Annotated in this window: 22 protein-coding genes; 19 read left to right on the top strand and 3 right to left on the bottom strand. The window is 61.8% G+C overall.

All coding sequences use genetic code 11. From position 1 onward, the window contains the following. The first annotated feature begins 15 nt into the window (after window positions 1-15). The 7 genes from dnaE (at window position 16) to ispD (ending at window position 10,460) form a co-directional block, all read left to right on the top strand. Window positions 16-3,540, top strand: a complete 3,525-nt coding sequence (gene dnaE / locus NGJ21_RS03835; RefSeq protein WP_174142342.1) for a DNA polymerase III subunit alpha — start codon at window positions 16-18, stop codon at window positions 3,538-3,540. Window positions 3,541-3,645: 105 nt separating this feature from the next. Beyond that, window positions 3,646-4,593: an acetyl-CoA carboxylase carboxyl transferase subunit alpha gene (gene accA, locus NGJ21_RS03830; protein ID WP_042111686.1), complete on the top strand. Its 948-nt coding sequence runs from the start codon at window positions 3,646-3,648 to the stop codon at window positions 4,591-4,593. A gap of 55 nt (window positions 4,594-4,648) precedes the next feature. Beyond that, the gene (tilS, locus tag NGJ21_RS03825; protein WP_174142341.1) at window positions 4,649-5,929 is read left to right on the top strand and encodes a tRNA lysidine(34) synthetase TilS; all 1,281 of its coding nucleotides are present in this window, start codon (window positions 4,649-4,651) and stop codon (window positions 5,927-5,929) included. A gap of 269 nt (window positions 5,930-6,198) precedes the next feature. Continuing rightward, a complete protein-coding gene (pyrG, locus tag NGJ21_RS03820) occupies window positions 6,199-7,827 on the top strand; it encodes a CTP synthase (RefSeq protein WP_115274042.1) in 1,629 nt (542 codons plus the stop codon). A gap of 195 nt (window positions 7,828-8,022) precedes the next feature. Next, complete coding sequence (eno, locus tag NGJ21_RS03815; RefSeq protein ID WP_012315883.1) at window positions 8,023-9,312, top strand: phosphopyruvate hydratase; 1,290 nt, start codon at window positions 8,023-8,025, stop codon at window positions 9,310-9,312. A 162-nt stretch (window positions 9,313-9,474) separates the two neighbouring features. Next, on the top strand, window positions 9,475-9,756 hold the full coding sequence (gene ftsB, locus NGJ21_RS03810; RefSeq protein ID WP_012315882.1) for a cell division protein FtsB: 282 nt from the start codon (window positions 9,475-9,477) through the stop codon (window positions 9,754-9,756). After that, window positions 9,753-10,460, top strand: coding sequence for a 2-C-methyl-D-erythritol 4-phosphate cytidylyltransferase (gene ispD / locus NGJ21_RS03805; protein ID WP_174142340.1), 708 nt, complete (start codon window positions 9,753-9,755; stop codon window positions 10,458-10,460). Before ftsB ends, ispD begins: the two co-directional genes overlap by 4 nt. A gap of 134 nt (window positions 10,461-10,594) precedes the next feature. Here ispD and NGJ21_RS03800 read toward each other — a convergent pair whose 3' ends face one another. Continuing rightward, window positions 10,595-11,491 (bottom strand): LysR substrate-binding domain-containing protein, encoded by an 897-nt coding sequence (locus NGJ21_RS03800; RefSeq protein WP_115274044.1) that lies wholly within the window; start codon window positions 11,489-11,491, stop codon window positions 10,595-10,597. A 107-nt stretch (window positions 11,492-11,598) separates the two neighbouring features. Here NGJ21_RS03800 and NGJ21_RS03795 point away from each other — a divergent pair, with 107 nt between their 5' ends. The 8 genes from NGJ21_RS03795 (at window position 11,599) to rpoS (ending at window position 18,821) form a co-directional block, all read left to right on the top strand. Continuing rightward, window positions 11,599-12,711, top strand: a complete 1,113-nt coding sequence (locus NGJ21_RS03795; RefSeq protein ID WP_046788319.1) for an S-(hydroxymethyl)glutathione dehydrogenase/class III alcohol dehydrogenase — start codon at window positions 11,599-11,601, stop codon at window positions 12,709-12,711. A gap of 8 nt (window positions 12,712-12,719) precedes the next feature. After that, entirely contained in the window at window positions 12,720-13,574 is an 855-nt protein-coding gene (fghA, locus tag NGJ21_RS03790; protein WP_115274045.1) for an S-formylglutathione hydrolase, read from the top strand. Window positions 13,575-13,718: 144 nt separating this feature from the next. Then, entirely contained in the window at window positions 13,719-14,192 is a 474-nt protein-coding gene (gene ispF, locus NGJ21_RS03785; protein ID WP_046788321.1) for a 2-C-methyl-D-erythritol 2,4-cyclodiphosphate synthase, read from the top strand. After that, window positions 14,189-15,247, top strand: coding sequence for a tRNA pseudouridine(13) synthase TruD (gene truD / locus NGJ21_RS03780; RefSeq protein ID WP_251961860.1), 1,059 nt, complete (start codon window positions 14,189-14,191; stop codon window positions 15,245-15,247). The genes ispF and truD overlap by 4 nt, the downstream gene beginning before the upstream one ends. Then, the gene (surE, locus tag NGJ21_RS03775; RefSeq protein ID WP_039601868.1) at window positions 15,235-15,984 is read left to right on the top strand and encodes a 5'/3'-nucleotidase SurE; all 750 of its coding nucleotides are present in this window, start codon (window positions 15,235-15,237) and stop codon (window positions 15,982-15,984) included. Before truD ends, surE begins: the two co-directional genes overlap by 13 nt. 38 nt (window positions 15,985-16,022) lie before the next feature. After that, a complete protein-coding gene (locus NGJ21_RS03770) occupies window positions 16,023-16,661 on the top strand; it encodes a protein-L-isoaspartate(D-aspartate) O-methyltransferase (protein ID WP_161872020.1) in 639 nt (212 codons plus the stop codon). Window positions 16,662-16,847: 186 nt separating this feature from the next. Continuing rightward, entirely contained in the window at window positions 16,848-17,705 is an 858-nt protein-coding gene (locus NGJ21_RS03765) for a peptidoglycan DD-metalloendopeptidase family protein (protein WP_046788323.1), read from the top strand. A gap of 108 nt (window positions 17,706-17,813) precedes the next feature. Continuing rightward, entirely contained in the window at window positions 17,814-18,821 is a 1,008-nt protein-coding gene (rpoS, locus tag NGJ21_RS03760; protein WP_012315872.1) for an RNA polymerase sigma factor RpoS, read from the top strand. Between the two features lie 499 nt (window positions 18,822-19,320). On the opposite strand, the gene fdxA is transcribed toward rpoS, so the two are convergent. Together fdxA and mutS are read right to left on the bottom strand one after the other, a co-directional pair. Next, entirely contained in the window at window positions 19,321-19,644 is a 324-nt protein-coding gene (gene fdxA / locus NGJ21_RS03755) for a ferredoxin FdxA (RefSeq protein ID WP_012315871.1), read from the bottom strand. Between the two features lie 140 nt (window positions 19,645-19,784). Continuing rightward, window positions 19,785-22,358 carry a DNA mismatch repair protein MutS gene (mutS, locus tag NGJ21_RS03750; protein ID WP_046788324.1) on the bottom strand — a complete coding sequence of 858 codons (2,574 nt, stop codon included), beginning with the start codon at window positions 22,356-22,358 and terminating at the stop codon, window positions 19,785-19,787. Window positions 22,359-22,497: 139 nt separating this feature from the next. Between mutS and NGJ21_RS03745 the strand changes: the two genes are divergently transcribed. From NGJ21_RS03745 to recA, 4 genes are all read left to right on the top strand, one after another. Next, the gene (locus NGJ21_RS03745) at window positions 22,498-23,244 is read left to right on the top strand and encodes a S24 family peptidase (RefSeq protein WP_046788325.1); all 747 of its coding nucleotides are present in this window, start codon (window positions 22,498-22,500) and stop codon (window positions 23,242-23,244) included. Between the two features lie 202 nt (window positions 23,245-23,446). Further along, a complete protein-coding gene (locus tag NGJ21_RS03740) occupies window positions 23,447-23,782 on the top strand; it encodes a phage holin family protein (RefSeq protein ID WP_115274050.1) in 336 nt (111 codons plus the stop codon). Between the two features lie 106 nt (window positions 23,783-23,888). Beyond that, on the top strand, window positions 23,889-24,371 hold the full coding sequence (locus NGJ21_RS03735) for a CinA family protein (RefSeq protein ID WP_012315851.1): 483 nt from the start codon (window positions 23,889-23,891) through the stop codon (window positions 24,369-24,371). Between the two features lie 103 nt (window positions 24,372-24,474). Continuing rightward, a complete protein-coding gene (gene recA / locus NGJ21_RS03730) occupies window positions 24,475-25,542 on the top strand; it encodes a recombinase RecA (RefSeq protein WP_046788327.1) in 1,068 nt (355 codons plus the stop codon). Window positions 25,543-25,554: the final 12 nt, after the last annotated feature.

Raw genomic sequence — 25,554 nt, 5'->3', positions numbered from 1 at the left:
GCTACAGGATCTTCCATGTCGGTTCCCTTCGTTCACCTGCGCGTCCACTCCGAATTTTCGCTGGTCGACGGTCTGGTGCGGATCAAACCGCTGGCCAAGGCGCTGGCCGGGATGAACATGCCCGCGGTGGCGATCACCGACCAGAGCAACATGTGCGCGTTGGTGAAGTTCTACAAGGCCGCCATGGGCGCGGGCATCAAGCCGATCTGCGGTGCTGACCTGTGGCTGGCCGGTGCCGACCCTGAAGCGCCGCTGTCGCGCATCTGCTTCCTGGCGATGAACCCCAAGGGTTACCGCAACCTTACCGAGCTGATCTCCCGAGGCTGGACTGACGGCCAGCGCAATGGCCTGGTCATTCTGCAGCGTGAGTGGATCGCCCCGGCCAGCGAAGGTCTGATTGCCCTGTCCGCCGGCAAAGAGGGCGATATCGGTATGGCCCTGATGGCCGGCCGTACCACTGAGGCCGAGGCGCTGCTGCACGACTGGATGGGCATGTTCCCTGAACGTTTTTACGTCGAGGTGCAGCGTACCAATCGTGCCGGTGATGAAGAATACGTGCACGCTGCCGTGGCGCTGGCCGACAAGGTCGGCGCGCCGCTGGTGGCCACCAATGATGTGCGTTTTATCAAGCAGTCGGACTTCGACGCCCACGAAAGCCGCGTGTGCATCGGTGAAGGCTGGACCCTGGACGACCCGCGTCGCCCGCGCATGTACAGCGACCAGCAGTACCTCAAAAGCGCGGATGAAATGGCCGAGCTGTTCAGCGACTTGCCCGACGCGATTGCCAACACCGTCGAAATCGCCAAACGCTGCAACATCCAGGTCCAGCTGGGCAAGTACTTCCTGCCCGACTTCCCGACGCCCAATGGCATGGGCATCGACGACTACTTGCGCCATGTTTCGCACGAAGGCCTGGAGGAGCGCCTGGCGGTGCTCTGGCCCAAGGAGACCACGCCCAATTACGAAGAGAAGCGCCAGCTCTACCTGGACCGCCTGAAGTTCGAACTGGACATCATCATCCAGATGGGTTTCCCGGGTTACTTCCTGATCGTGATGGACTTCATCAAGTGGGCCAAGAACAACGGCGTGCCGGTAGGCCCGGGCCGTGGTTCGGGTGCCGGCTCGCTGGTGGCCTACGTACTGAAGATCACCGACCTCGATCCTCTGGCCTACGACCTGCTGTTCGAACGTTTCCTCAACCCCGAACGTGTTTCCATGCCCGACTTCGACGTCGACTTCTGCATGGATGGCCGCGACCGGGTGATCGACTACGTGGCCGACGCCTACGGGCGCAATGCGGTCAGCCAGATCATCACCTTCGGTACCATGGCCGCCAAGGCGGTGGTACGCGACGTGGCGCGGGTGCAGGGCAAGTCCTATGGCCTGGCCGACCGTTTGTCGAAGATGATCCCGTTCGAAGTGGGCATGACCCTGGAGAAGGCGTATGAGCAGGAAGAAATCCTGCGCGACTTCCTCAAGGGCGACGAAGACGCCCGCGAAATCTGGGAGATGGCGCTCAAGCTCGAAGGTGTCACCCGGGGTACCGGCAAGCACGCCGGTGGTGTGGTAATCGCCCCGACCAAGCTCACCGATTTCTCGCCGATCGCCTGTGATGAAGAGGGCGGCGGCCTGGTGACCCAGTTCGACAAGGACGATGTCGAGGCCGCCGGCCTGGTCAAGTTCGACTTCCTTGGCCTGCGTACCCTGACCATCATCAAGTGGGCGATGGAGACGATCAACCGCGAGCAGGCCAAGAACAACCTGCCCGACGTCAACATCGACTTCATCCCGCTGGACGATCGCAAGACCTACGAGTTGCTGCAGAAGGCCGAAACCACGGCGGTATTCCAGCTCGAATCGCGCGGCATGAAGGAGCTGATCAAAAAGCTCAAGCCCGACTGCCTGGAAGATCTTATCGCACTGGTGGCATTGTTCCGCCCAGGCCCCCTGCAATCGGGCATGGTGGACGACTTCATCAACCGCAAGCACGGCCGCGCCGAACTCGCCTACCCGCACTCGGATTACCAGTACGAAGGCCTCAAGCCCGTTCTTGCGCCGACCTACGGCATCATCCTGTATCAGGAACAGGTGATGCAGATTGCCCAGGTCATGGCGGGGTACACCCTCGGCGGCGCCGACATGCTGCGCCGCGCCATGGGTAAGAAAAAGCCTGAGGAAATGGCCAAGCAGCGCGGTGGCTTCATCGAAGGTTGCGTCGCCAACAACATCGATGCAGACCTCGCCGGCAACATCTTCGACCTGGTGGAAAAGTTTGCCGGTTACGGCTTCAACAAGTCCCACTCGGCGGCCTACGGTCTGGTGTCTTACCAGACCGCCTGGCTCAAGACTCATTATCCGGCGCCGTTCATGGCCGCGGTCCTGTCGGCGGACATGCACAACACCGACAAGGTGGTGGTGCTGATCGAAGAAGTGCGCAGCATGAAGCTGCGCCTCGATGCGCCCGACGTGAATGCCTCGGAGTTCAAGTTCACGGTCAATGACGACGGCCGCATCATCTATGGCCTGGGGGCCATCAAAGGCGTGGGTGAAGGCCCGGTGGAGGCCATTGTCGAGGCACGCGACCAGGGTGGCCCATTCAAGGATCTTTTCGACTTCTGTGAGCGGGTCGACCTCAAGCGGGTGAACAAACGCACACTCGATGCGCTGATCCGCAGTGGCGCACTGGACCGGCTGGGCCCGCACTTTCATGATGAGATCAAGGCCTACCACGCCAGTATCGACATTAATCGCGCGACCTTGCTGTCTGCCCTCGAAGAGGCGATCAAGGCCGCTGAGCAGACCGCTCGCACCGCAGACAGCGGTCACGTCGACCTGTTCGGCGGGCTGTTCGTCGAGGAGGACTCCGATGTCTATGCCAACCACCGCAAGGTGCGTGAACTGACGCTCAAGGAGCGCCTGAAGGGCGAGAAGGATACCCTTGGCGTATACCTCACCGGCCACCCGATCGATGAATATGAAGGGGAGATCCGCCGTTTCGCCCGCCAGCGCATCATCGATCTGAAGCCCTCCCGCGAGACGCAGACTATCGCCGGCATGATCATTGCCATGCGCGTGATGAAGAACAAGAAGGGCGACAAGATGGGCTTTGTCACCCTTGATGACCGCTCCGGGCGCATCGAAGCGTCGCTGTTCGCCGATGCCTTCATGGGGGCTCAGGCGTTGTTGCAGAACGATGCCATGGTCGTGGTTGAAGGTGAGGTCAGCAATGACGACTTCTCCGGTGGCCTGCGCCTGCGCGTCAAGCAGGTGATGACCATGGAAGATGCCCGTACCAAGCTGGCCGAGAGCCTGCGCCTGAAGATCACCCACGATGCCCTCAAGGGCGACCGCCTGAACTGGCTGGGCGAGCTGATCACCCGCCATCGCGGTGGTTGCCCGATCACCCTCGAATACACCGGCAGCGACGCCAAGGCGATGCTGCAGTTCGGCGACCAGTGGTCGATCGACCCGGCCGATGGCTTGATTCAGGCGCTGCGTGACCAGTTCGGGCGTGAGAACGTCTTCCTGCAATATCGTTGAACCGACGAAATTTAATCTCGACCTGAATGCGCCTGATCCCTTAAGGTAGGGCGCCAAACGGATCAACCGGCCGGCCGCCTGGCCGTAGACCCAAGACGGATGACTATGAACCCGAATTTTCTCGATTTCGAACAGCCGATTGCCGACCTGCAAGCCAAGATCGAAGGGCTGCGTTTGGTGGGTAACGACAACTCGCTGAACATCAGCGATGAAATTGCCCGTCTGCAAGACAAGAGCAACACCCTGACCGAAAGCATCTTCGGCAACCTGACCAGCTGGCAGATCGCCCGCCTGGCCCGTCACCCGCGTCGTCCTTACACCCTGGACTACCTGGAGCACATCTTCACCGAGTTCGAAGAGCTGCACGGCGACCGTCACTTCTCAGATGATGCTGCCATCGTCGGTGGTACCGCGCGCCTGGATGGCAAGCCGGTCATGGTCATCGGCCACCAGAAGGGCCGTGAAGTGCGCGAAAAGGTTCGCCGCAACTTCGGCATGCCGCGCCCTGAAGGCTACCGCAAGGCTTGCCGCCTGATGGAAATGGCCGAGCGCTTCAAGATGCCTATCCTGACCTTCATCGACACCCCGGGTGCATACCCAGGCATCGACGCAGAAGAACGCAACCAGAGCGAGGCGATCGCCTGGAACCTGCGGGTCATGGCACGCCTGAAGACCCCGATCATCGCCACCGTCATCGGTGAAGGTGGTTCCGGCGGTGCACTGGCCATCGGTGTGTGTGACCAGCTGAACATGCTGCAATACTCCACTTACTCGGTGATCTCGCCGGAAGGTTGCGCCTCGATCCTGTGGAAGACCGCAGACAAGGCCGCGGACGCTGCCGAGGCCATGGGCATCACCGCCGAGCGCCTGAAAAGCCTGAACATCGTCGACAAGGTCATCCAGGAACCGCTGGGCGGCGCCCATCGTGACCCGGCGCAGATGTCCGAAAGCATTCGCGCTGACCTGGTTCAGCAGCTGGACATGCTCGGCAAGCTCGACAACGACACGCTGCTGGCCCGTCGTTATGAGCGCTTGATGAGCTACGGTCTCTGATGCACCGCTGGGGGCGCAAAGCGCCCCCAACGCTTTCAAGCCGCGTGAGGCTCCAATGATCAACCTCACCCCTTGGCTCAATGCCCCTGCCTGGTACATCGCCTTCTCCGGTGGCCTCGACTCCACCGTCCTCCTGCACTGGCTGGCCGACTACGCCCGCATCCACGCAACGCCGCCGCTCCATGCCATCCACATCCACCACGGCCTGCAACCTGCCGCCGATGCCTGGCCAGGCCATTGCACCGCGGTGTGTGAGCGGCTGGGCATCGAACTCACCGTCATCCACGTTCAGGTCCCTGCCGGGGCGAGCCTGGAGCAGGCTGCGCGCGATGCTCGGTATGCGGCATTCGGTACCGTTCTTGGCGCGGGCGACGTCCTTTTCACGGGGCAGCACTGTGATGATCAGGCCGAAACCTTACTGTTCCGGCTTCTGCGCGGTGCCGGCCTGCGTGGCCTGGCCGCAATGCCGCAGCAGCGCCCGCTGGGGCGCGGCCGCGTGGTCAGGCCGCTGCTCAACGTTTCTCGCGCGCAGTTGCATGAATATGCACAAACCCATGGGTTGATCTGGGCCGAAGATCCGTCCAACGCAGATACGGCCTTTGCCCGCAACTTCCTGCGCGCAGAGGTGTTCCCGCTATTGCAGCAGCGTTGGCCGAAGGCCAGCCAGGCCCTGGCTCGCGGTGCCGAGCATCTGGGTGAGGCGCTAGGGCTGCTTGATGAGCTGGCCCAGGCTGACCTGGCCGTGGCGCGGGAGGGGGCGCCTGCCATGTGGTCAGGGATCGACTCGCTTGACCTCGCGAGCCTGGTGGCGCTTTCGCCAGCCCGTCAGCGCAATGCCCTGCAATATTGGTTGAGCCTGCGCACCCGCCTGCCCGACACCCGGCATTGGGCCGGTTGGGCGGCCCTGCGTGATGCGGCAGTCGATTCCCAGCCTGCCTGGCAGCTGACCGACGGCAAGCTGGAGCGCAGCCACGGGCGGATCTGGTGGTTGTGTGGCGACTGGCTGCAGCCTGTCGGCGGGACGCTGCGCTGGGAGATGCCCGGTAGCCCGTTGCCATTGCCCGGGAACGGCAGCGTCAGCCTCCAGGGCGCCCCGCTAGGTGATTTGCGCATCGCCTACCGCCAGGGCGGGGAAGTGCTGGACATACCAGGGCGGGGCAAGCGCGACCTCAAGCGCCTGCTCAATGAGCTGCACGTCCCGCACTTCGTGCGACCGCGCCTGCCACTGCTGTATCGTGGCGAGCGCTTGCTGGCAGTGGCCAATCTGCCCCGATTGGCGCAGGCCGATTGCCAGCTCCACTGGCAGCCTCCGACGAACGCGCAAGGTTTGAGCTGAAGGGTACATTCCGGTAGACTACCCTCCCTTCTTGATACAACTTCTGTGCGTTCCTCGGAAACACGGCAGTTGCCGATTACCACGCAGTTTTTTGCTGGGCTGATTCTGGAAATGACGAGCGAGCTCCATGCCGGGGTTAACCCTGGTCTGTACAGACGCGGCAGTTTTTCGAGATGCACTGTGATTGACGCAGGTGATCGGGGGCTTCGGCCTTCCTTCGCTTTCTCCGGCGGCGCTGGCCGCCTTAACGCAGACTTCTAGGGTTTTTCATGACGCGCTACATATTCGTCACGGGCGGTGTTGTTTCTTCATTGGGGAAAGGCATTGCCTCGGCTTCCCTGGCGGCCATCCTGGAAGCGCGGGGGCTAAAGGTCACCATGCTCAAGCTGGATCCGTACATCAACGTCGATCCTGGCACCATGAGTCCGTTCCAGCACGGTGAAGTATTCGTCACCCACGACGGCGCCGAGACCGACCTCGACCTGGGCCACTACGAGCGGTTCATCCGCACGACCATGACCCAGAACAACAACTTCACCACCGGCCGCATCTACGAGCACGTGCTGCGCAAAGAGCGTCGTGGTGATTACCTGGGCGCGACCATCCAGGTCATCCCGCACATCACCGACGAGATCAAGCGTCGCATCATCAAGGGCGCCGGCGATGCCGATGTGGCCCTGGTGGAAATCGGTGGTACCGTGGGCGACATCGAGTCGCAGCCGTTCCTCGAGGCGATCCGCCAGTTGCGCTTCGAAGTCGGCGCCAAGCGCGCGATGCTGATGCACCTGACGCTGGTGCCGTACATCGCCACCGCTGGTGAGACCAAGACCAAGCCGACTCAGCACTCGGTCAAGGAACTGCGCTCCATCGGCCTGCAGCCTGACGTGCTGGTCTGCCGCTCCGACCACCCGATCGACAGCTCGTCGCGCCGCAAGATCGCCCAGTTCACCAACGTTGAAGAGCGTGCGGTGATTGCCCTTGAAGACGCCGACACCATCTACAAGATCCCGGGCATTCTGCATGCCCAGGGCCTGGACGATTTCGTCGTCGAACGCTTCGGCCTGCAGTGCAGCAGCGCCGACCTGTCCGAGTGGGACAAGGTAGTCGACGCTAAGCTCAACCCTGAGCACGAAGTGACCATCGCCATGGTCGGCAAATACATGGAGCTGCTGGACGCGTACAAGTCGCTGATCGAAGCGATGAGCCACGCCGGCATCACCAACCGCACCAAGGTCAACCTGCGTTACATCGATTCCGAAGATATCGAAAACCAGGGCACCAGCCTGCTCGAAGGCGCAGACGCCATTCTGGTACCGGGCGGTTTCGGCCTGCGTGGCGTGGAAGGCAAGATCACCGCGGTGCAGTATGCCCGTGAGAACAAGGTGCCATACCTGGGTATCTGCCTGGGCATGCAAGTTGCCGTGATCGAATTCGCCCGCAATGTGATGGGCTGGAAAGACGCCAACTCCACCGAGTTCGATCGCAACAGCGGCCACCCGGTCGTTGGCCTGATCACCGAGTGGGCCGATGCCACTGGCGCTGTCGAGACCCGTACCGAAGCCTCCGACCTGGGTGGCACCATGCGCCTGGGTGCGCAGGATTGCCAACTGGCTGCCGGCTCCAAGGTGCATGACTGCTATGGCAAGGACGTGATCACCGAGCGCCATCGCCACCGCTACGAAGTGAACAACAACCTGCTGCCGCAACTGGTCGATGCTGGCCTGGTGGTATCCGGTCGTTCCGAAGACGGTGCGCTAGTTGAAGTGGTCGAGTCCAAGGACCACCCGTGGTTCGTCGCCTGCCAGTTCCACCCTGAGTTCACCTCGACCCCGCGTGATGGCCACCCGCTGTTCAGCGGCTTCGTCAAGGCTGCTCTGGCGCAGAAGAACAAGGCCTGAGCCCAGGCTTTGTGAGTTTTCCGACGGTATAAACCGCGCAAAGCTCATTTCTCGGGTAAAGTACCGTCCGTTCTGCCCCTGACCCGCCGGTCAGGGGCTGCTTCTGCCAGGCCTGCCTGCTGCATCTACGCCTGGTGCAAGGCAAGAATTTCCTAAAGCTGCGTTGTTTTCGTCAATTCTGGAGTGCTTACAACAATGGCAAAAATCGTCGACATCAAAGGTCGTGAAGTTCTCGATTCGCGTGGCAACCCCACCGTGGAAGCCGATGTACTGCTCGACAACGGCATCATCGGCAGCGCTTGCGCGCCGTCCGGTGCTTCCACCGGCTCGCGCGAAGCGCTGGAGCTGCGTGATGGCGACAAGAGCCGTTACATGGGCAAGGGCGTGCTGAAAGCTGTTGGCAACATCAACGGCCCGATCCGTGACCTGCTGCTGGGCAAGGACCCTTCCGACCAGAAGGCTCTGGACCGCGCCATGATCGAACTGGACGGTACCGAGAACAAGGCCAAGCTGGGCGCCAACGCCATCCTGGCTGTTTCCCTGGCTGCTGCCAAGGCTGCTGCCCAGGACCAGGACCTGCCGCTGTACGCGCACATCGCCAACCTCAACGGCACCCCAGGCCAGTATTCGATGCCGGTTCCGATGATGAACATCATCAACGGTGGCGAGCACGCCGACAACAACGTCGACATCCAGGAGTTCATGGTGCAGCCGGTTGGCGCCAAGACCTTCTCCGATGGCCTGCGCATGGGCACCGAGATCTTCCATCACCTCAAGGCTGTGCTCAAGGCCCGTGGCCTGAACACCGCAGTGGGTGACGAAGGTGGCTTCGCGCCGAACCTGGCTTCCAACGAAGACGCCCTGGGCGCCATCGCTGAAGCCGTGGAAAAAGCCGGCTACAAACTGGGCACCGACGTGACCCTGGCCCTCGACTGCGCGGCCTCCGAATTCTACGAAGACGGCAAGTACAACCTGTCCGGCGAAGGCAAGTCGTTCGACGCCGAAGGCTTTGCCGACTACCTGAAAGGCCTCACCGAGCGCTTCCCGATCATCTCGATCGAAGACGGTCTGGATGAGTCCGACTGGGCTGGCTGGAAGATCCTCACCGACAAGATCGGCGAGAAGGTGCAACTGGTCGGTGACGACCTGTTCGTGACCAACACCAAGATCCTCAAGGAAGGCATCGAGAAGGGCATCGGTAACTCGATCCTGATCAAGTTCAACCAGATCGGCTCGCTGACCGAAACCCTGGAAGCCATCCAGATGGCCAAGGCCGCAGGCTACACCGCTGTGATCTCGCATCGCTCCGGTGAAACCGAAGACTCGACCATTGCCGACCTGGCTGTGGGTACCGCCGCTGGCCAGATCAAGACCGGCTCGCTGTGCCGTTCCGACCGCGTCTCCAAGTACAACCAGTTGCTGCGCATCGAAGAACAACTGGGCGCCAAAGCGGTTTACCGCGGTCGTGCCGAGTTTCGCGGCTAAGCAAGAGATGGTAAAAAGACAGCAGCCGAAGCTGTCGGAACTTTCTTACTGAAATTTCTGACACATGATGCGGGTTTCTGTCGACGAAGCCTGGCCTCGGCCAGGCTTCGTGCTATTTGAGGTCTGCCTGTTCGCGGCGGTCTTTTTAACCTGGATACCTTGATGCGCAGTCCCTATTGGTTGTTCCTTGTCCTGCTCCTGCTGCTTGGTGGCCTGCAGTACCGCCTGTGGGTGGGTAACGGCAGCCTGGCGCAAGTGGCTGAGCTCAAGCAGCAGATCGACGAGCAGCATGCCGAGAACGAGCGGCTGCTGGAGCGTAACCGCGTGCTCTATGCCGAGGTCCTGGAATTGAAAAAAGGTATGGAGACCGTTGAAGAACGGGCTCGTCACGAATTGGGGATGGTCAAAGAGGGTGAAACCCTCTTCCAGCTGCCGCAAAAATGATCGAAACCCTACCGGCCTTCTGGGCCGTGATTCCTGCTGCGGGTGTTGGTGCCCGCATGGCTGCCGACCGCCCGAAGCAGTATTTGCAATTGGGTGGGCAGACCCTTCTCGAGCATAGCCTCGACTGTTTTCTTGGCCATCCGGCGCTCAAGGGCGTGGTGGTCAGCATTGCTGCGGATGATCCTTACTGGCCTGGCTTGCGCTGCGCCAGCGACCCCCGCATCCAGCGTGCGTCAGGTGGGCGTGAGCGCGCCGACTCGGTGCTCAATGCCTTGTTGCTGTTGCATGCCCAAGGTGCGGCGGACACTGACTGGGTGTTGGTGCACGATGCGGCGCGTCCGAACCTGGCACGCGCGGATCTTGACCGTCTGTTGTCGCAGTTGGCTGATGACCCTGTAGGAGGGCTGCTGGCGGTGCCTGCGCGTGACACGCTAAAGCGCGCCGATGCCAATGGCCGGGTCAGCGCCACCGTGGATCGCAGTACCATCTGGCAGGCCTTTACGCCTCAAATGTTCCGCCTGGGGGCTTTGCATCGGGCCTTGGCCGAGTGTCTGGTGTCCGATGTGGTGGTTACCGATGAAGCTTCAGCCATCGAATGGTCCGGCCAGGCTCCGCGGCTGATCGAAGGGCGCAGCGACAACATCAAGGTGACCCGCCCGGAAGACCTGGAGTGGCTGCGCCAGCGTTGGTCAGGGCGCCGCTGAGATTGCCGGGTCCGTCTCGCGGCCCAATCGCCGGCAAGCCGGCCACAGGTTACCCAGCTGCTCTCAAGTTCAGCGCAAACCCAGTGGGAGCCGGCTTGCCGGCGATTGGGCCGCAAAGCGGACCCGCTAAACTGTCAGACCATTCGGTACTCCGGCATCCCCGCCAACCCCTCCTTCAGATAATCCACCAGCCGCCGAACCTTGGGCGACAAGTGCCGCTGCTGCGGATACAGCGCCCACACCGCCGTATTGGGCGGCTGATGCGCCTCCAGCAGCGACACTAGCGCGCCGCTGTTGAGGTGTTCCAGTACGTAGTAATCCGGCAACTGGCACAGCCCCATTCCCAGCAAAGCGGCATCCAGCACCGCCTGGCCACTGTTGCACCGCCAGTTGCCCTGCACCCGCTGGCTGATCTCGCGCCCGTCCTGTTGCAACGCCCACAGGTCCGTGCTGCCCACCAGGCAGTTGTGCCGGGCCAGTTCCGACAGGCTGTGTGGACGGCCGTAGCGCTCAAGGTAGGCGGGTGAAGCGCACAGGTACATGCGCCGTGGCGCCAGGCGCGTCGCCACCAACCTCGAATCGGCAAGCCGCCCCAGGCGAATCGCCAGGTCCATGCCTTCGTGCAGCAGGTCCAGCGTGCGGTTGCTCAACTCCACCTCGACCCGCAACTGTGGATACAGCGCCATGAAGCGCGTCACCAGCGGCACGATGAAGCGCTCGCCATAAGCCACAGCACAGGTCATGCGCAATAGCCCCTTGGGTTCGCTGGCCAAGTCGCCCATGGCACGCAGTGCTTCTTCACGGCCATCCTGCAGGCGTTGGCAATGTTGCAGGAATGTCTGCCCGGCCTCACTCAGGGTCACGCGACGCGTGCTGCGATACAGCAGGCGGGTTTGCAAACGCTCCTCAAGGCGGGCGATCTGCCGGCTTATGTGCGACGACGATACGCCCATGCGCTCGGCAGCGGCCGTGAATTGGCCCGATTCGGCCACGGCTACGAATTCATCGATACCCTCCCAGCGGCTGCTCATTGATTGTCCCTGTACGGCAATAATGTTTTGTCTTCGTCACGATTATTCATCAAAACAAGCTGAATTACACTGCATGTCTGAACTGACCCTCTGACTGGAGACCTTTGATGATCAAGTCCCGTGCCGCTGTAGCCTTCGAGGCCAAGAAACCCCTGGAAATCGTCGAAGTGGACGTGGCCATGCCCAAGGCTGGCGAAGTCCTGCTGCGTGTTGTGGCCAGCGGTGTTTGCCACACTGACGCCTATACCCTCTCGGGTGCCGACCCGGAAGGTATCTTCCCGTCGATTCTGGGCCATGAAGGTGGCGCGATCGTCGAGGCGGTAGGTGAGGGCGTCACCTCCGTGGCGGTCGGCGATCACGTGATCCCGCTGTATACCCCTGAGTGTGGTCAGTGCAAATTCTGCCGCTCGGGCAAGACCAACCTGTGCCAGGCCATACGTGCCACCCAGGGCAAGGGGTTGATGCCGGACGGCACCACTCGTTTCTCGTACAAGGGCCAGCAGCTGTTCCACTACATGGGCACCTCGACGTTCTCCGAGTACACCGTGCTGCCGGAAATCTCCGTCGCCAAGATCCAGAAGCAAGCGCCGCTGGAAAAGGTCTGCCTGCTCGGTTGCGGCGTGACCACCGGTATCGGTGCGGTGCTCAACACTGCCAAGGTCAAGCCGGGTGACACAGTGGCCATCTTCGGCCTGGGCGGTATCGGCCTGTCGGCGGTCATAGGCGCAGTCAAAGCCAAGGCATCGCGCATTATCGCCATCGACATCAACCCGGCCAAGTTCGAGATCGCCCGTCAACTGGGCGCCACCGACTGCATCAACCCGAAGGATTACGATCGCCCGATCCAGGAAGTGATCGTCGACCTTACCGATGGCGGCGTGGACTTTTCGTTCGAATGTATCGGCAACGTGCAACTGATGCGCGCGGCCCTGGAGTGCTGCCACAAGGGTTGGGGTGAGTCGGTGATCATCGGTGTCGCCGGTGCCGGCCAGGAAATCGCCACTCGCCCGTTCCAGCTGGTGACCGGTCGCGTCTGGCGCGGTTCTGCCTTCGGTGGCGTGCGCGGCCGTACCGAACTGCCAAGCTACGTGGAAATGTCCGAGAAGGGCGAGATTCCGCTGGACACCTTCATCACGCATACCATGGGCCTTGAAGATATCAACAAGGCGTTCGACCTGATGCATGAAGGCAAGAGCATCCGCAGCGTGATCCACTTCTGAGGTGAGCCATGAGCCTGGATAACATCTCCTGCCAGAAAAGCTTCGGCGGCTGGCACAAGCGCTACCGGCATCACTCCAAGGTGCTGGGTTGCGACATGGTGTTCGCCGTTTACCTGCCGCCGCAGGCCGAACAGGGCGAAAAGCTGCCAGTGCTGTACTGGCTCAGCGGCCTGACGTGCACCGACGAGAACTTCATGCAGAAGGCCGGCGCCCAGCGCCTGGCCGCCGAGCTTGGCCTGATCATCGTCGCGCCCGATACCAGCCCGCGTGGCGAGCAGGTGCCGGGCGACCCTGACGGCGCCTGGGACTTCGGCCTTGGCGCCGGCTTCTACCTCAATGCCACCCAGCAGCCTTGGGCGAAGCACTACCGCATGCACGACTATGTGGTCCAGGAGCTGCCAGAGCTGATCGAGGCGCACTTCCCGGCCTCGGATCAGCGCAGCATCAGTGGCCACTCCATGGGTGGGCACGGCGCGCTGGTCTGCGCCCTGCGCAACCCGGGGCGCTACCGCTCTGTGTCGGCGTTCTCGCCGATCAGCAATCCGATGGATTGCCCTTGGGGTGAAAAGGCCTTCAGCCGTTATCTGGGTGAAGACCGGGCGCGCTGGCGCGAGTGGGATGCCAGTGTGCTGCTTGCCGAGACGCCAGCGGGCGAATGCCCGCCGTTGCTGGTGGATCAGGGCGACCGTGACGACTTCCTTGCCAAGCAGCTCAAGCCTGAAGCGCTGGAGCAGGCGGCCCGCAAAGGGGGGCATGCGCTGAGCCTGCGCCTGCAACCTGGCTATGACCATAGCTATTACTTCATCGCCAGCTTCATCGATGAGCACCTGCGCCATCACGCAGTGGCACTTGGCCGGGGGTAGGGCTGCAGCTACACGCTGCAAGCTTCAAGCCGCAAGAAAGTGCGGGCAGCACAACGCCTGCTTTTTGCTTGTGGCTTGCAGCTTGCAGCTTGCAGCTCCAAATGAAGGTAGAATCACGCCCTGACTCAATCAGGGCGTTTTTCTATGCGTATTGGCCACGGCTACGATGTGCACCGTTTTTGCGACGGTGATTTCATTACCCTGGGTGGGGTGCGTATCCCCCACAAATACGGCCTCCTGGCCCACTCCGACGGTGACGTGCTGCTGCATGCCCTGAGCGATGCCTTGCTTGGCGCGGCGGGTCTGGGTGACATCGGCAAGCACTTCCCCGATACGGACCCGCAATTCAAGGGCGCCGACAGTCGCGTGCTGCTGCGCCATGTGGTCGGCATTGTCCAGGCCAAAGGCTGGAAAGTCGGTAATGTCGACGCCACCATCGTTGCCCAGGCGCCGAAAATGGCTCCGCATATCGAAACCATGCGCCAACGGATCGCCGAGGACCTGCAGGTCGAACTCGACCAGGTCAACGTCAAGGCCACTACCACCGAGAAACTCGGTTTCACCGGCCGCGAGGAGGGTATCGCCGTGCACGCGGTCGCCCTGCTGCTGCCAGCATGACCGAACTGGAACTGCTGGGCCCGCGCGCATCGGGCCAACCCCTGGGCACTGCGATACTCAAGGCTGTGGCCGAAGACTTCCAGGTCGATGAGGTGCTGGACATTCCGCTTTCGGGCCAGGGCGAGCATCTATGGTTGTGGGTTGAGAAGCGCGACCTCAACACTGAGGAAGCTGCCCGCCGCCTGGCGCGAGCCGCTGGTGTGCCGGTGCGCTCGATCAGCTACGCCGGCCTCAAGGACCGCCAGGCCCTGACGCGCCAGTGGTTCAGCCTGCACCTGCCTGGCAAGGCAGACCCCGACCTGTCGCGTGCCGAAGATGCCACCCTGCGTGTGCTCAAGCAGGTGCGTCACCAGCGCAAACTGCAGCGCGGCGCCCATTCGGCCAATGGCTTCACCCTGCGCCTTACGGCGCTGGCGGCTGATCATGCTGCCCTCGATGCCCGCCTGCAGACGCTCAAACAGCAGGGTGTGCCGAACTACTTCGGCGGCCAGCGTTTCGGGCATGGCGGCGGCAATGTCCAGGATGCCCAGCACTGGGCTGCCCTCAAGGCCCTGCCCGAGCAGCGCAACGTGCGTTCGCGGCTGCTCTCGGCTGCCCGCAGCTACCTGTTCAACCAGGTCCTGGCCGCTCGCGTTGCCGACGGCAGTTGGCAGCGGGCCCAAGTTGGTGACCTGTTGGCATTCACCGATAGCCGCAGTTTTTTTTCGGCGGGTGAACAGGAATGTTCAGATCCTCGCCTGGCCATTCTGGATTTGCATCCCACCGGCCCGATGTGGGGCGAGGGCCCGTCTCCAGCGGCCGGCGCGGCCTTGACGCTGGAGACGGCGATAGGTCAGCAGCATGCATTGCTGTGCCAATGGCTGGCCAATGCAGGCATGAGTCACGAACGGCGCATCCTGCGGCTCCCTATTGGCGGCCTGACGTGGCATTATCCCGAGCCTGATATCCTGCAACTGGAATTCGTCCTTCCGGCCGGATGCTTCGCCACCGTGGTGGTGCGCGAACTCGTCGATCTGGTGCCGGCAGGGCAGACGGACAGCCCATGCGTATTCTGATTTCGAATGACGACGGTGTTACGGCACCTGGCCTCGCCGCGCTCCACGGTGCGCTGGTGGATTATGCCGAGTGCGTGGTGATCGCCCCGGATCAAGACAAGAGCGGCGCCGGCAGTTCGCTGACGCTGGACCGGCCGTTGCACCCGCAAACCCTGGCCAACGGTTTCATCAGCCTCAATGGCACGCCCACCGATTGCGTGCACCTGGGGCTCAATGGCCTGTTGCCGGAAACACCGGACATGGTTGTCTCGGGGATCAACCTCGGTGCCAACCTGGGGGATGACGTGATCTATTCCGGCACGGTCGCTGCCGCGTTGGAGGGGCGCTTTCTCGGCGGTACGTCGTTGGCATTCTCGTTACTGTCGCGTCTGCCCGACAACCTGCCGACTGCAGCGTTCATCGCCCGCCGGCTGGTTGAGGCGCAGTCACGCCTGGAACTGCCGCCGCGTACGGTCCTCAACGTCAATATTCCCAACCTGCCGCTGGAGCACATCCGTGGCATACAGGTCACCCGTCTCGGTCACCGGGCGCGGGCGGCGGCACCGACCAAGGTGGTCAACCCGCGCGGCAAGGAAGGCTACTGGATCGCCGTGGCCGGTGATGCCGAGGACGGTGGGCCGGGTACCGACTTCCACGCGGTGATGCAAGGTTACGTGTCGATCACCCCGCTGCAACTGGACCGCACCTTCAACGATGCCTTCGAGCAGCTCCACGGTTGGCTGGAGGGCGTGCTCTGATGCGCGAACAGGACGATCTGCAGCGCCGAGGTATCGGCATGACCTCCCAGCGTACCCGCGAGCGCCTGATCCAGCGCTTGTGCGAAGAGGGTGTATCGAACCCCAAGGTGCTCGATGCCATCCGCCGTACGCCGCGCCATCTGTTCGTCGATGAGGCCCTGGCCCACCGCGCCTACGAAGACACCGCGCTGCCGATCGGGCACAACCAGACCATCTCCCAGCCATTCATGGTCGCACACATGAGTGAGCTGCTACTGGAGGCAGGGCCGCTGGACAAGGTGCTGGAGATCGGTACCGGCTCCGGTTACCAGACGGCCATCCTTGCCCAACTGGTGGAGCGGGTGTTCTCGGTGGAGCGCATCAAGGTCCTGCAGGACCGAGCCAAGGAACGCCTGGTCGAATTGAACCTGCGCAACGTGGTGTTCCGCTGGGGGGATGGGTGCGACGGCTGGCAGGCGCTGGCCCCCTACAACGGCATCATCGTTACCGCCGTGGCGCCGGAAGTGCCGCAGGCACTGCTCGACCAGCTGGCTCCTGGTGGGCGAATGGTCATCCCGGTAGGCCCTGCTGGTGAAGTCCAGCAGTTGATGCTTATCGTGCGTGAGGAGCAGGGCTTCTCTCGCCGTGTACTGGGCGCTGTGCGCTTTGTACCGCTGCTCAATGGCCCGGTGGCTTGAGCTGCTGGGAATATTTGAGGTGGTGACGAATTCTTGCCGCATCGCCCTGTCTATCTGGCGGGGCATCCCGGCTCTTTACTGAGCCTGTGCACCGAGCCTGCCAATGCAGTGGCGCTCGGTTATAATTGCAACATTATTGCATTTCTTTCCGTATTTTCGATTTTCGGCACCATGAGGGGAGCGCGGGTGGGGCATACAGTCATTCGGCAGCGCAAGGATTGGTTGGGTTTCAAGCTTCTGGTGATTGCACTGGCCATGGGCGCCCTGCTGACGGGTTGCTCCAGCACCGGCTCGGGCGGCGCACGCGTGGTCGACCGCAGCAATGCGGCGCCCAAGCGGCCGACCGTGACCTCCGGGCAGTATGTGGTCAAACCTGGCGATACGCTGTTCTCCATTGCGTTTCGCTACGGCTGGGACTACAAGGAGCTCGCCGCACGCAATGGCATCGCTGCCCCGTACACCATCCGGCCTGGCCAGGCGATCCGCTTCAGCAGCGGCGCTACCGGCAGTACCACGGTGGTGTCCAGCCCCTCTTCTTCGAGCAGGACGACGGTCATTCGTCGCCCCGTTGGAAAACCTATCACGGCGCCCGCCAGCGGCGGGAAAACGACGCCAACAACGCGAACCACGCCTACGCCGGTCGTTACCACGGTGCCCGCCGCAGAGCGCGCGGTGGGCGGTTGGACCTGGCCTGCAAATGGCGTGCTGATTGGAAAATTCGCTTCAAACGGTAGTTTGAATAAAGGCATTGATATCGCCGGTGATTTGGGACAGCCTGTTTTTGCTGCGTCTGATGGTGCGGTGGTCTACGCCGGGAGTGGCTTGCGGGGCTACGGCGAACTGATCATCATCAAGCACAGCGATACCTACGTCAGTGCCTACGGTCACAACCGCAGGCTGTTGGTTCGGGAGGGGCAGAAGGTCAAGGCAGGGCAGTCGATTGCTGAAATGGGGTCCACGGGCACTGATCGGGTGAAGCTGCATTTCGAGATTCGCCGCCAGGGCAAACCCGTCGATCCTCTCCAGTTCCTGCCACGGCGTTGATTGTTGTCCCCGGCCTGTTCCTCTGAAGTAGAGGGGAGAGGCTCCAGCGATGCCAGGGATGCAGGCGCCGCTCGAGTCTGAGTTCGAACTCAGCAAAGGACTATAACAATGGCTCTCAATAAAGAAGCGCCGGAGTTTGACATCGACGATGACGTTCTCCTGATGGAGACGGGCATCGTTTTGGAAACGGATGTGGTGTCAGACGAACCTGCTGTACCGTCGGTTCGGACCAGGGCCAAGTCAGGCTCTACGCTCAAGCAGCATAAATACATCGATTACAGCCGGGCGCTCGATGCCACCCAGTTGTATCTCAACGAGATCGGTTTCTCGCCTCTGCTTTCACCGGAAGAGGAAGTGCACTTCGCGCGGCTGTCGCAGAAGGGTGACCCAGCCGGGCGCAAGCGCATGATCGAAAGCAACCTGCGCCTGGTTGTGAAAATCGCCCGTCGTTACGTGAACCGCGGCCTGTCCTTGCTCGATCTCATCGAGGAGGGGAACCTGGGTTTGATTCGTGCAGTCGAGAAGTTCGACCCGGAGCGCGGTTTCCGTTTCTCGACCTATGCGACGTGGTGGATCCGCCAGACCATCGAGCGGGCGATCATGAACCAGACCCGCACCATTCGTCTGCCGATCCACGTGGTCAAGGAGCTCAACGTCTACCTGCGTGCCGCGCGGGAGTTGACCCAAAAGCTCGACCACGAACCTTCCCCTGAAGAGATCGCCACCCTGCTGGAAAAACCCGTTGCCGAGGTCAAGCGCATGCTTGGTCTTAACGAGCGGGTATCGTCGGTGGATGTTTCGCTCGGGCCAGATTCGGACAAGACCCTGCTCGATACACTCACCGACGATCGTCCTACCGACCCGTGCGAGCTGCTGCAGGATGACGACCTGTCACAGAGCATCGACCAGTGGCTGGGCGAGCTCACCGACAAGCAGCGCGAAGTGGTGGTACGCCGTTTTGGTCTGCGCGGGCATGAAAGCAGCACCTTGGAGGATGTAGGCCTGGAAATCGGCCTTACCCGCGAGCGAGTGCGGCAGATTCAGGTAGAGGGGCTCAAGCGCCTGCGTGAGATCCTGGAGAAGAATGGCCTGTCCAGTGAGTCGCTGTTCCAGTAAGCACTGCATGCCGGTATGCAAAAACGCCCTGATGACCTCGGGGCGTTTTTTTATGCGCAGGCCAGAGCGGCTGGCAATTATCTGGGGGTGATCAATGTGTAACTTGCTACCCCTGATGCACTGCGTGTAAGCCTTTGCTTACTTGTTGTGTAAGCCATACACGTAAAGGCCAGTAAATCATTGTCGTTTCCAGATCTGTTTTTTTCTCAACTAACTGAAATAATTGAACTTTTCAGATTTGTGGAAATGTGTCCCCGGTAATGTCTTGTGAGGGTTCGCGGTTGCCTGCGCTGCGGAAGTCGCTAGTATTCGAACTGTGCACACGGACATGCACAGGCGTTCAGGAAGAACGCCAAGGACATCGCAAGACGCGATTCATCAGGACGATGTTTAGGACAAGCAGGGACTACGGAAAAAATGTGGGCGGGTCAAACCGCCCCTTTTTTTGCCCGCAAAAAATGAAAAAGGCCCGTTGTGGGCCTTTTTCGTATCTGGGCGATTAACGTTCCAGATCGGCGATCTTGCCAGGCTTGCCATCCCACTCTTCGGCGTCAGGCAGGGCATCCTTACGCTCGGTGATGTTCGGCCAGATCTCCGCCAGCTCGGCATTGAGCTCAAGGAAGTTCTCCATGCCCGCAGGCACTTCGTCTTCCGAGAAGATGGCCTGGGCCGGGCATTCAGGCTCGCACAGTGCGCAGTCGATGCACTCGTCCGGGTGAATGACCAGGAAGTTCGGGCCTTCGTAGAAGCAGTCCACCGGACAGACTTCCACGCAGTCGGTGTATTTGCATTTGATGCAGTTGTCGGTGACGACGAAGGTCATTTCTAGTTCTCTCCTCAGGCAACGGCGGCGGCCCTTCCTCTCAGGGCCGCGCGGTTTACGGGCATGTGGCTGCAGGCCAGGCTAATAACCTGCAGCACCAGCAAACCGCGGCGGATTCTACCAGCTTGTAGTGCCCGCCGTTATAACAGGTTCTTTAGTTGATATAGCATTTCGATAGCTTGACGCGGGGTCATGTCGTCCAGCTCCAGCTTGCCCAGCTTCTCGATGGCCGGGTGTGGCAGGCTGGCGAACAGGTCGCTCTGGTGCGGTGCTTGTGGCTCGCCCTTGGCTTTGTTCGACACGGGTTGTTCGTGGGGCAGGCTGCTGGTCTCCAGCCGGCCCAGGTGCTCGCGCGCCCGCTGGATGACCGGCGACGGCACGCCTGCCAGTTGCGCCACGGCCAGGCCGTAGCTCTGGCTGGCGGGGCCAGGCAGCACATGGTGCAGGAACACGATGCGCTCGTTGTGTTCGGTAGCGTTCAGGTGCACGTTCGCCACCAGTGGTTCGCTTTCCGGCAGTACGGTCAGCTCGAAGTAGTGTGTGGCGAACAGCGTGTATGCACGCAGCTGCGCCAGGCGCTCTGCAGCCGCCCAGGCCAGCGACAAGCCGTCGAAGGTGCTGGTGCCACGGCCGACTTCGTCCATCAGCACCAGGCTGCGGTCAGTGGCGTTGTGCAGAATGTTGGCGGTTTCGCTCATCTCGACCATGAACGTCGAACGACCGCCAGCCAGATCGTCGCTGGAGCCGATACGGGTGAAGATGCGATCGACCAACGACAGTTCGCAACTGGCCGCCGGAACGAAACTGCCGATGTGCGCCATCAGCACGATCAGTGCGGTCTGGCGCATGTAGGTGGATTTACCACCCATGTTCGGGCCGGTGATGATCAGCATCCGGGTGCTGTTGTCCAGGCCCAGGTCGTTGGCTACGAACGGCGTGGTCAGTACCTGTTCGACCACCGGGTGACGCCCCTGATCGATGCGCAGGCAAGGTTCGTCGACGAAACGGGGGCAGTTAAGGTCCAGGTTGAGCGCCCGCTCGGCAAGGTTGCTCAGCACGTCCAGCTCGGCCAGCGCAGCGGCGCTGTCCTGCAGCGGTGCAAGGTGGCTGATGAGGGTCTCGAGCAACGCGTCGTACAGCATTTTTTCGCGGGCCAGGGCGCGGCTCTTGGCCGACAGCGCCTTGTCCTCGAAAGCCTTGAGCTCCGGCGTGATGAAACGCTCGGCCCCTTTGAGGGTCTGGCGACGAATGTAGTCGCCCGGGGCCTGTTCGGCTTGCTTGGTCGGCAGCTCGATGAAGTAGCCATGCACGCGGTTGTAGCCGACTTTCAGGTTGGCAAGACCGGTGCGGGCCTTCTCGCGGGCTTCAAGGTCGATCAGGAACTGGCCGGCGTTCTCGCTGATCGCCAGCAGATCGTCCAGCTCGTTGTCATAGCCGGCCTTGAGTACGCCGCCGTCGCGGATCACTGCTGGCGGGTTGTCGATGATCGCCCGCTCCAGCAGGCTGGCCAGCTCCGGGTAGGTGCCGGTGATGGCCGCCAGGCGCGCCAGGTGTGGGGCTTCCAGCTCAGCCATGGCGTTCTGCAGTTCGGGCAGGGCGCCGAGGGCATCACGCAGGCGCGCCAGGTCGCGCGGGCGGGCATTGCGCAGGCCGATACGGGCGAGGATCCGCTCGATATCGCCAATTTCCTTGAGCTGCGGCTGCAGTTTCTCGAAGCGGTAGCCATCGAGCAGGCAGCGAATCGAATCCTGGCGCGCCTGCAAGACCTTGAGGTCGCGCAGCGGGCGGTTCAGCCACCGGGTCAGCAGGCGGCTGGCCATTGCGGTCTGGCAGCGATCGATCACCGACTGCAAGGTATTGTCGCGACCACCTGCCAGGTTGATGTCCAGCTCCAGGTTGCGGCGGCTGGCCCCGTCGAGGATCACGGTGTCGTCCAGGCGCTCGTGGCGCAAGCTGCGCAGGTGGGGCAGGGCGGTGCGTTGGGTTTCCTTGGCGTAGGTCAGCAGGCAGCCGGCGGCGCCGATGGCCAGGGTCAGCTTGTCGCAACCAAAGCCCTTGAGGTCTTTGGTTGCGAACTGCTGGCACAGAGCCTTGCGTGCCGAGTCGCGGTCGAAGTCCCAAGGGGCTCGTCGGCGTGCGCCCGGACGCTTCTCGGCCGGCAGGTCGCGTGGCCAGTCGTCGGGGATCAGCAGCTCGACAGGGTTGATGCGTTCAAGCTCGGCCAGCAGGTTTTCCCAGCCCTTGATTTCTTGCACGCTGAAATTGCCGCTGGTGATATCCAGCACCGCCAGGCCAAACAGGCGCTCATCCCCCAGCAGTGCGGCAATCAGGTTGTCGCGGCGCTCGTCGAGCAACGCTTCGTCGCTGACCGTGCCCGGGGTGATGATGCGCACCACCTGACGCTCTACCGGGCCCTTGCTGGTGGCGGGGTCACCGATCTGCTCGCAGATCACCACCGACTCGCCGAGCTTGACCAGCTTGGCCAGGTAGCCTTCCAGCGAGTGGAACGGAATTCCGCACATGGGGATCGACTGGCCGGCTGACTGGCCACGGGCTGTCAGGGTGATATCCAGCAGTTTTGCGGCTTTTTTCGCATCTTCGTAGAAGATTTCGTAAAAGTCGCCCATGCGGTAGAACATCAGCTGGTCCGGGTGCTGGTTTTTCAGCTTCCAGTACTGCTGCATCATTGGGGTGTGTGCGGAAAGATCAGACATTCAGGGCCTTACAGCGGGGATCTGGTTGGCGATTGTAAAACCGGCAATGGTACAGGCTTTTTGGCCGAGATGCAGGCGGCGGGCAAGTGCCCTCGCGCCCCGGCTGCATGAATTGCATTTCCTGCGGCGGCGCTGCATTATGCATGCTATGCAAAAACGCAATGTAGCCACCGTACTCAGAGAGTTGCTCGCCCGCCACGGCCTGTCCCCCACAGAGCTGCACCGGCGCACGGGCGTGCCTCAATCCACCCTGTCGCGGATCCTCAGCGAGAAGATCGTCGATCCCTCGGATAGGCACGTGTCGAAAATTGCCGACTATTTCGGCGTCAACACCGAACAGCTGCGCGGCCGCGCCGAGCTTGGCGCCTCACGCGAAGCCGCATTGCCGGCCCGCGGCCATGCGGACCTCAGCGACATCAGCCTGTGGGACGATGAAACGCCCGTCGAGGACGACGAGGTGTCAGTACCCTTTCTTCGTGAGGTCGAATTGGCAGCAGGATCAGGAAGGTTCGTCATCGAGGAAAGCGAGCGTGCCCGCCTGCGCTTTGGCAAGCGCAGCCTGCGCCATAACGGCGTGCAGTTCGACCAGGCCAAATGCGTGACCGTGCGCGGTAACAGCATGCTGCCGGTACTGCGCGACGGGGCGACGGTCGGGGTCAACACCGGCAAGTGTTCGATCGGTGACATCATCGATGGTGATCTCTACGCCATCAACCACAATGGTCAATTGCGGGTGAAGCAGGTGTATCGGCTGCCCACCGGTATTCGCCTGCGCAGCTTCAATCGCGACGAACACCCTGATGAAGACTACAGCTTTCAGCAGCTGCAGGAAGAGCAGATCAGCTTGCTCGGGCATGTGTTCTGGTGGGGCATGTACGCCCGCTGACCAGGCCTTTTTCAAGAAAACCCGCTTCGGCGGTTTTTTTTCGTCTGGAGAAAAGCCCTACAGCCTGATGAGCAAAAGCACTCATGCGTATCAGCAAAGTCATGCCTACAGTTAAATGAATAAATGCATTGACTGGATATGCGTTAACGCATAGCTTGTATCTCGAGGCGGACTGAGCCTTTGTTACACAGGAGACAGGACAGTGACGAACGAGCAACAAGTGTTACTGGAGATGCCGCTCTGGCTGGTAATCGTCCTGGCATCGCTGGGCGGCCTCAGCGGCGAAATGTGGCGGGCCGACAAGGCGGGCGCCACCGGTTGGTCGCTGCTGCGACGGCTGGCGCTGCGCTCCGGCGCCTGTATCGTCTGCGGAGTTTCGACGGTGATGTTGCTGTATGCCAGCGGCCTGTCGATCTGGGCGGCCAGCGCATTTGGTTGCCTGACCGCGGTAGGTGGAGCCGATGTGGCCATGCGTCTTTATGAGTGCTGGGCGATCAGGCGGCTGGGCTTGCGTGGCACCGCGTCGAGCGATGAATGACCAGGAGGATGTGCGTGCGAAAGTTTGAGCATGGGTAGAACAATGCCTGTCCCGATCAGCCCCCTCAAATGCTAGGGTGTCGCTCAGCCTCTTCCAGGAGTTGCCCATGGACCCGATCACCGTTCTCTCCGCCCGGCTGGGCGAACACCTGCGCCGCTTCAGCGCCCAGGTCACCACCGCCGAATCTTGCACCGGCGGCGGCATCGCCGAAGCCATCACCCGCGTACCTGGCAGCTCCGCCTGGTTCGAGGCAGGCTATGTCACCTACTCCAACGCCCAGAAGACTCGCCAGCTTGGGGTCCCAGAACCGTTGTTCGCCCAAGTCGGTGCAGTCAGCCAGGAGGTGGTCGAAGCCATGGTTCGCGGCGCCCAGGCGGCCAGCGGTGCGCGTTTTGCCGTGGCAGTCAGTGGCGTGGCCGGGCCCGACGGTGGCTCGCCGGCCAAACCGGTCGGTACCGTGTGGCTGGCATGGGCCGATGGCAGTCACGTGAGCAGTGAGCGTCGCCACTTCGACGGCGACCGTGAAGCAGTGCGCCGACAGACGGTGATCGCCGCGTTAGACGGCTTGTTACAGCTTGGTGCCGAGTAAATCGACGACAGGGGTTTGCTCAAACGCTTCCCTGTGGAATAATACTGGCTACTTATACAGGTATTCCGGCCATCAGGGCCAAGTCGAACACGTGAGGATTTCAATGGACGACAACAAGAAGCGCGCCTTGGCTGCGGCCCTGGGTCAGATCGAACGCCAATTCGGCAAAGGCGCGGTCATGCGCATGGGCGATCACGAGCGCACCGGCATTCCGGCCATTTCTACCGGCTCCCTGGGCCTGGACATCGCTCTGGGCATCGGCGGCCTGCCAAAAGGCCGTATCGTCGAGATCTATGGCCCGGAGTCTTCGGGTAAAACCACACTGACCCTGTCGGTCATCGCCGAAGCCCAGAAAAGCGGCGCCACCTGCGCCTTCGTCGACGCCGAGCACGCTCTCGACCCAGAGTACGCCGGCAAACTGGGCGTCAACGTCGACGACCTGCTGGTTTCGCAGCCGGATACCGGCGAGCAGGCGCTGGAAATTACCGACATGCTGGTGCGTTCCAACGCCGTTGACGTAATCATCGTCGACTCCGTGGCCGCCCTGGTGCCCAAGGCAGAAATCGAAGGCGAGATGGGTGACATGCACGTTGGCCTCCAGGCCCGTCTGATGTCCCAGGCGCTGCGCAAGATCACCGGTAACATCAAGAACGCCAACTGCCTGGTCATCTTCATCAACCAGATCCGTATGAAGATCGGTGTGATGTTCGGCAGCCCGGAAACCACCACCGGTGGTAACGCCCTGAAGTTCTACGCCTCGGTGCGCCTGGACATCCGTCGTACTGGTGCAGTCAAGGAAGGCGACGAAGTCGTCGGCAGCGAAACCCGCGTCAAAATCGTCAAGAACAAGGTCTCGCCGCCGTTCCGTCAGGCTGAGTTCCAGATTCTTTACGGTAAGGGTATCTACCGTAACGGCGAAATCATTGACCTGGGCGTTGCTCAAGGGTTGGTCGAGAAGTCGGGAGCCTGGTATGCCTACCAGGGCAACAAGATCGGCCAAGGCAAGGCTAACGCAGCCAAGTACCTGCAAGAGAACCCGGCCATTGGTGCCGAGATCGAGAAGCAGATTCGCGAGAAGCTGCTCAAGGCGGGTGTTGTTGCCGAAGCGGGCAAGGCTGCTGCAGCCGATGCCAAAGCCGACGACGTGGCTGACGCCGACGCCGGTTATTGATAGCTGCTTGGC

This window comes from Pseudomonas sp. Marseille-Q5299 (assembly GCF_943737035.1).
In the GTDB taxonomy this organism is placed as follows: domain Bacteria; phylum Pseudomonadota; class Gammaproteobacteria; order Pseudomonadales; family Pseudomonadaceae; genus Aquipseudomonas; species Aquipseudomonas putida_E.
The sequence above is the reverse complement of the archived record's forward strand: the minus strand, read 5'-3'. Positions and strand labels throughout refer to the sequence as shown.

Coding starts and splice junctions, on each gene's coding strand:
- dnaE (WP_174142342.1), top strand. CDS start 16: ATGTCGGTTCCCTTCGTTCACCTGCGCGTCCACTCCGAATTTTCGCTG.
- accA (WP_042111686.1), top strand. CDS start 3,646: ATGAACCCGAATTTTCTCGATTTCGAACAGCCGATTGCCGACCTGCAA.
- tilS (WP_174142341.1), top strand. CDS start 4,649: ATGATCAACCTCACCCCTTGGCTCAATGCCCCTGCCTGGTACATCGCC.
- pyrG (WP_115274042.1), top strand. CDS start 6,199: ATGACGCGCTACATATTCGTCACGGGCGGTGTTGTTTCTTCATTGGGG.
- eno (WP_012315883.1), top strand. CDS start 8,023: ATGGCAAAAATCGTCGACATCAAAGGTCGTGAAGTTCTCGATTCGCGT.
- ftsB (WP_012315882.1), top strand. CDS start 9,475: ATGCGCAGTCCCTATTGGTTGTTCCTTGTCCTGCTCCTGCTGCTTGGT.
- ispD (WP_174142340.1), top strand. CDS start 9,753: ATGATCGAAACCCTACCGGCCTTCTGGGCCGTGATTCCTGCTGCGGGT.
- NGJ21_RS03800 (WP_115274044.1), bottom strand. CDS start 11,491: ATGAGCAGCCGCTGGGAGGGTATCGATGAATTCGTAGCCGTGGCCGAA.
- NGJ21_RS03795 (WP_046788319.1), top strand. CDS start 11,599: ATGATCAAGTCCCGTGCCGCTGTAGCCTTCGAGGCCAAGAAACCCCTG.
- fghA (WP_115274045.1), top strand. CDS start 12,720: ATGAGCCTGGATAACATCTCCTGCCAGAAAAGCTTCGGCGGCTGGCAC.
- ispF (WP_046788321.1), top strand. CDS start 13,719: ATGCGTATTGGCCACGGCTACGATGTGCACCGTTTTTGCGACGGTGAT.
- truD (WP_251961860.1), top strand. CDS start 14,189: ATGACCGAACTGGAACTGCTGGGCCCGCGCGCATCGGGCCAACCCCTG.
- surE (WP_039601868.1), top strand. CDS start 15,235: ATGCGTATTCTGATTTCGAATGACGACGGTGTTACGGCACCTGGCCTC.
- NGJ21_RS03770 (WP_161872020.1), top strand. CDS start 16,023: ATGACCTCCCAGCGTACCCGCGAGCGCCTGATCCAGCGCTTGTGCGAA.
- rpoS (WP_012315872.1), top strand. CDS start 17,814: ATGGCTCTCAATAAAGAAGCGCCGGAGTTTGACATCGACGATGACGTT.
- fdxA (WP_012315871.1), bottom strand. CDS start 19,644: ATGACCTTCGTCGTCACCGACAACTGCATCAAATGCAAATACACCGAC.
- mutS (WP_046788324.1), bottom strand. CDS start 22,358: ATGTCTGATCTTTCCGCACACACCCCAATGATGCAGCAGTACTGGAAG.
- NGJ21_RS03745 (WP_046788325.1), top strand. CDS start 22,498: ATGCATGCTATGCAAAAACGCAATGTAGCCACCGTACTCAGAGAGTTG.
- NGJ21_RS03735 (WP_012315851.1), top strand. CDS start 23,889: ATGGACCCGATCACCGTTCTCTCCGCCCGGCTGGGCGAACACCTGCGC.
- recA (WP_046788327.1), top strand. CDS start 24,475: ATGGACGACAACAAGAAGCGCGCCTTGGCTGCGGCCCTGGGTCAGATC.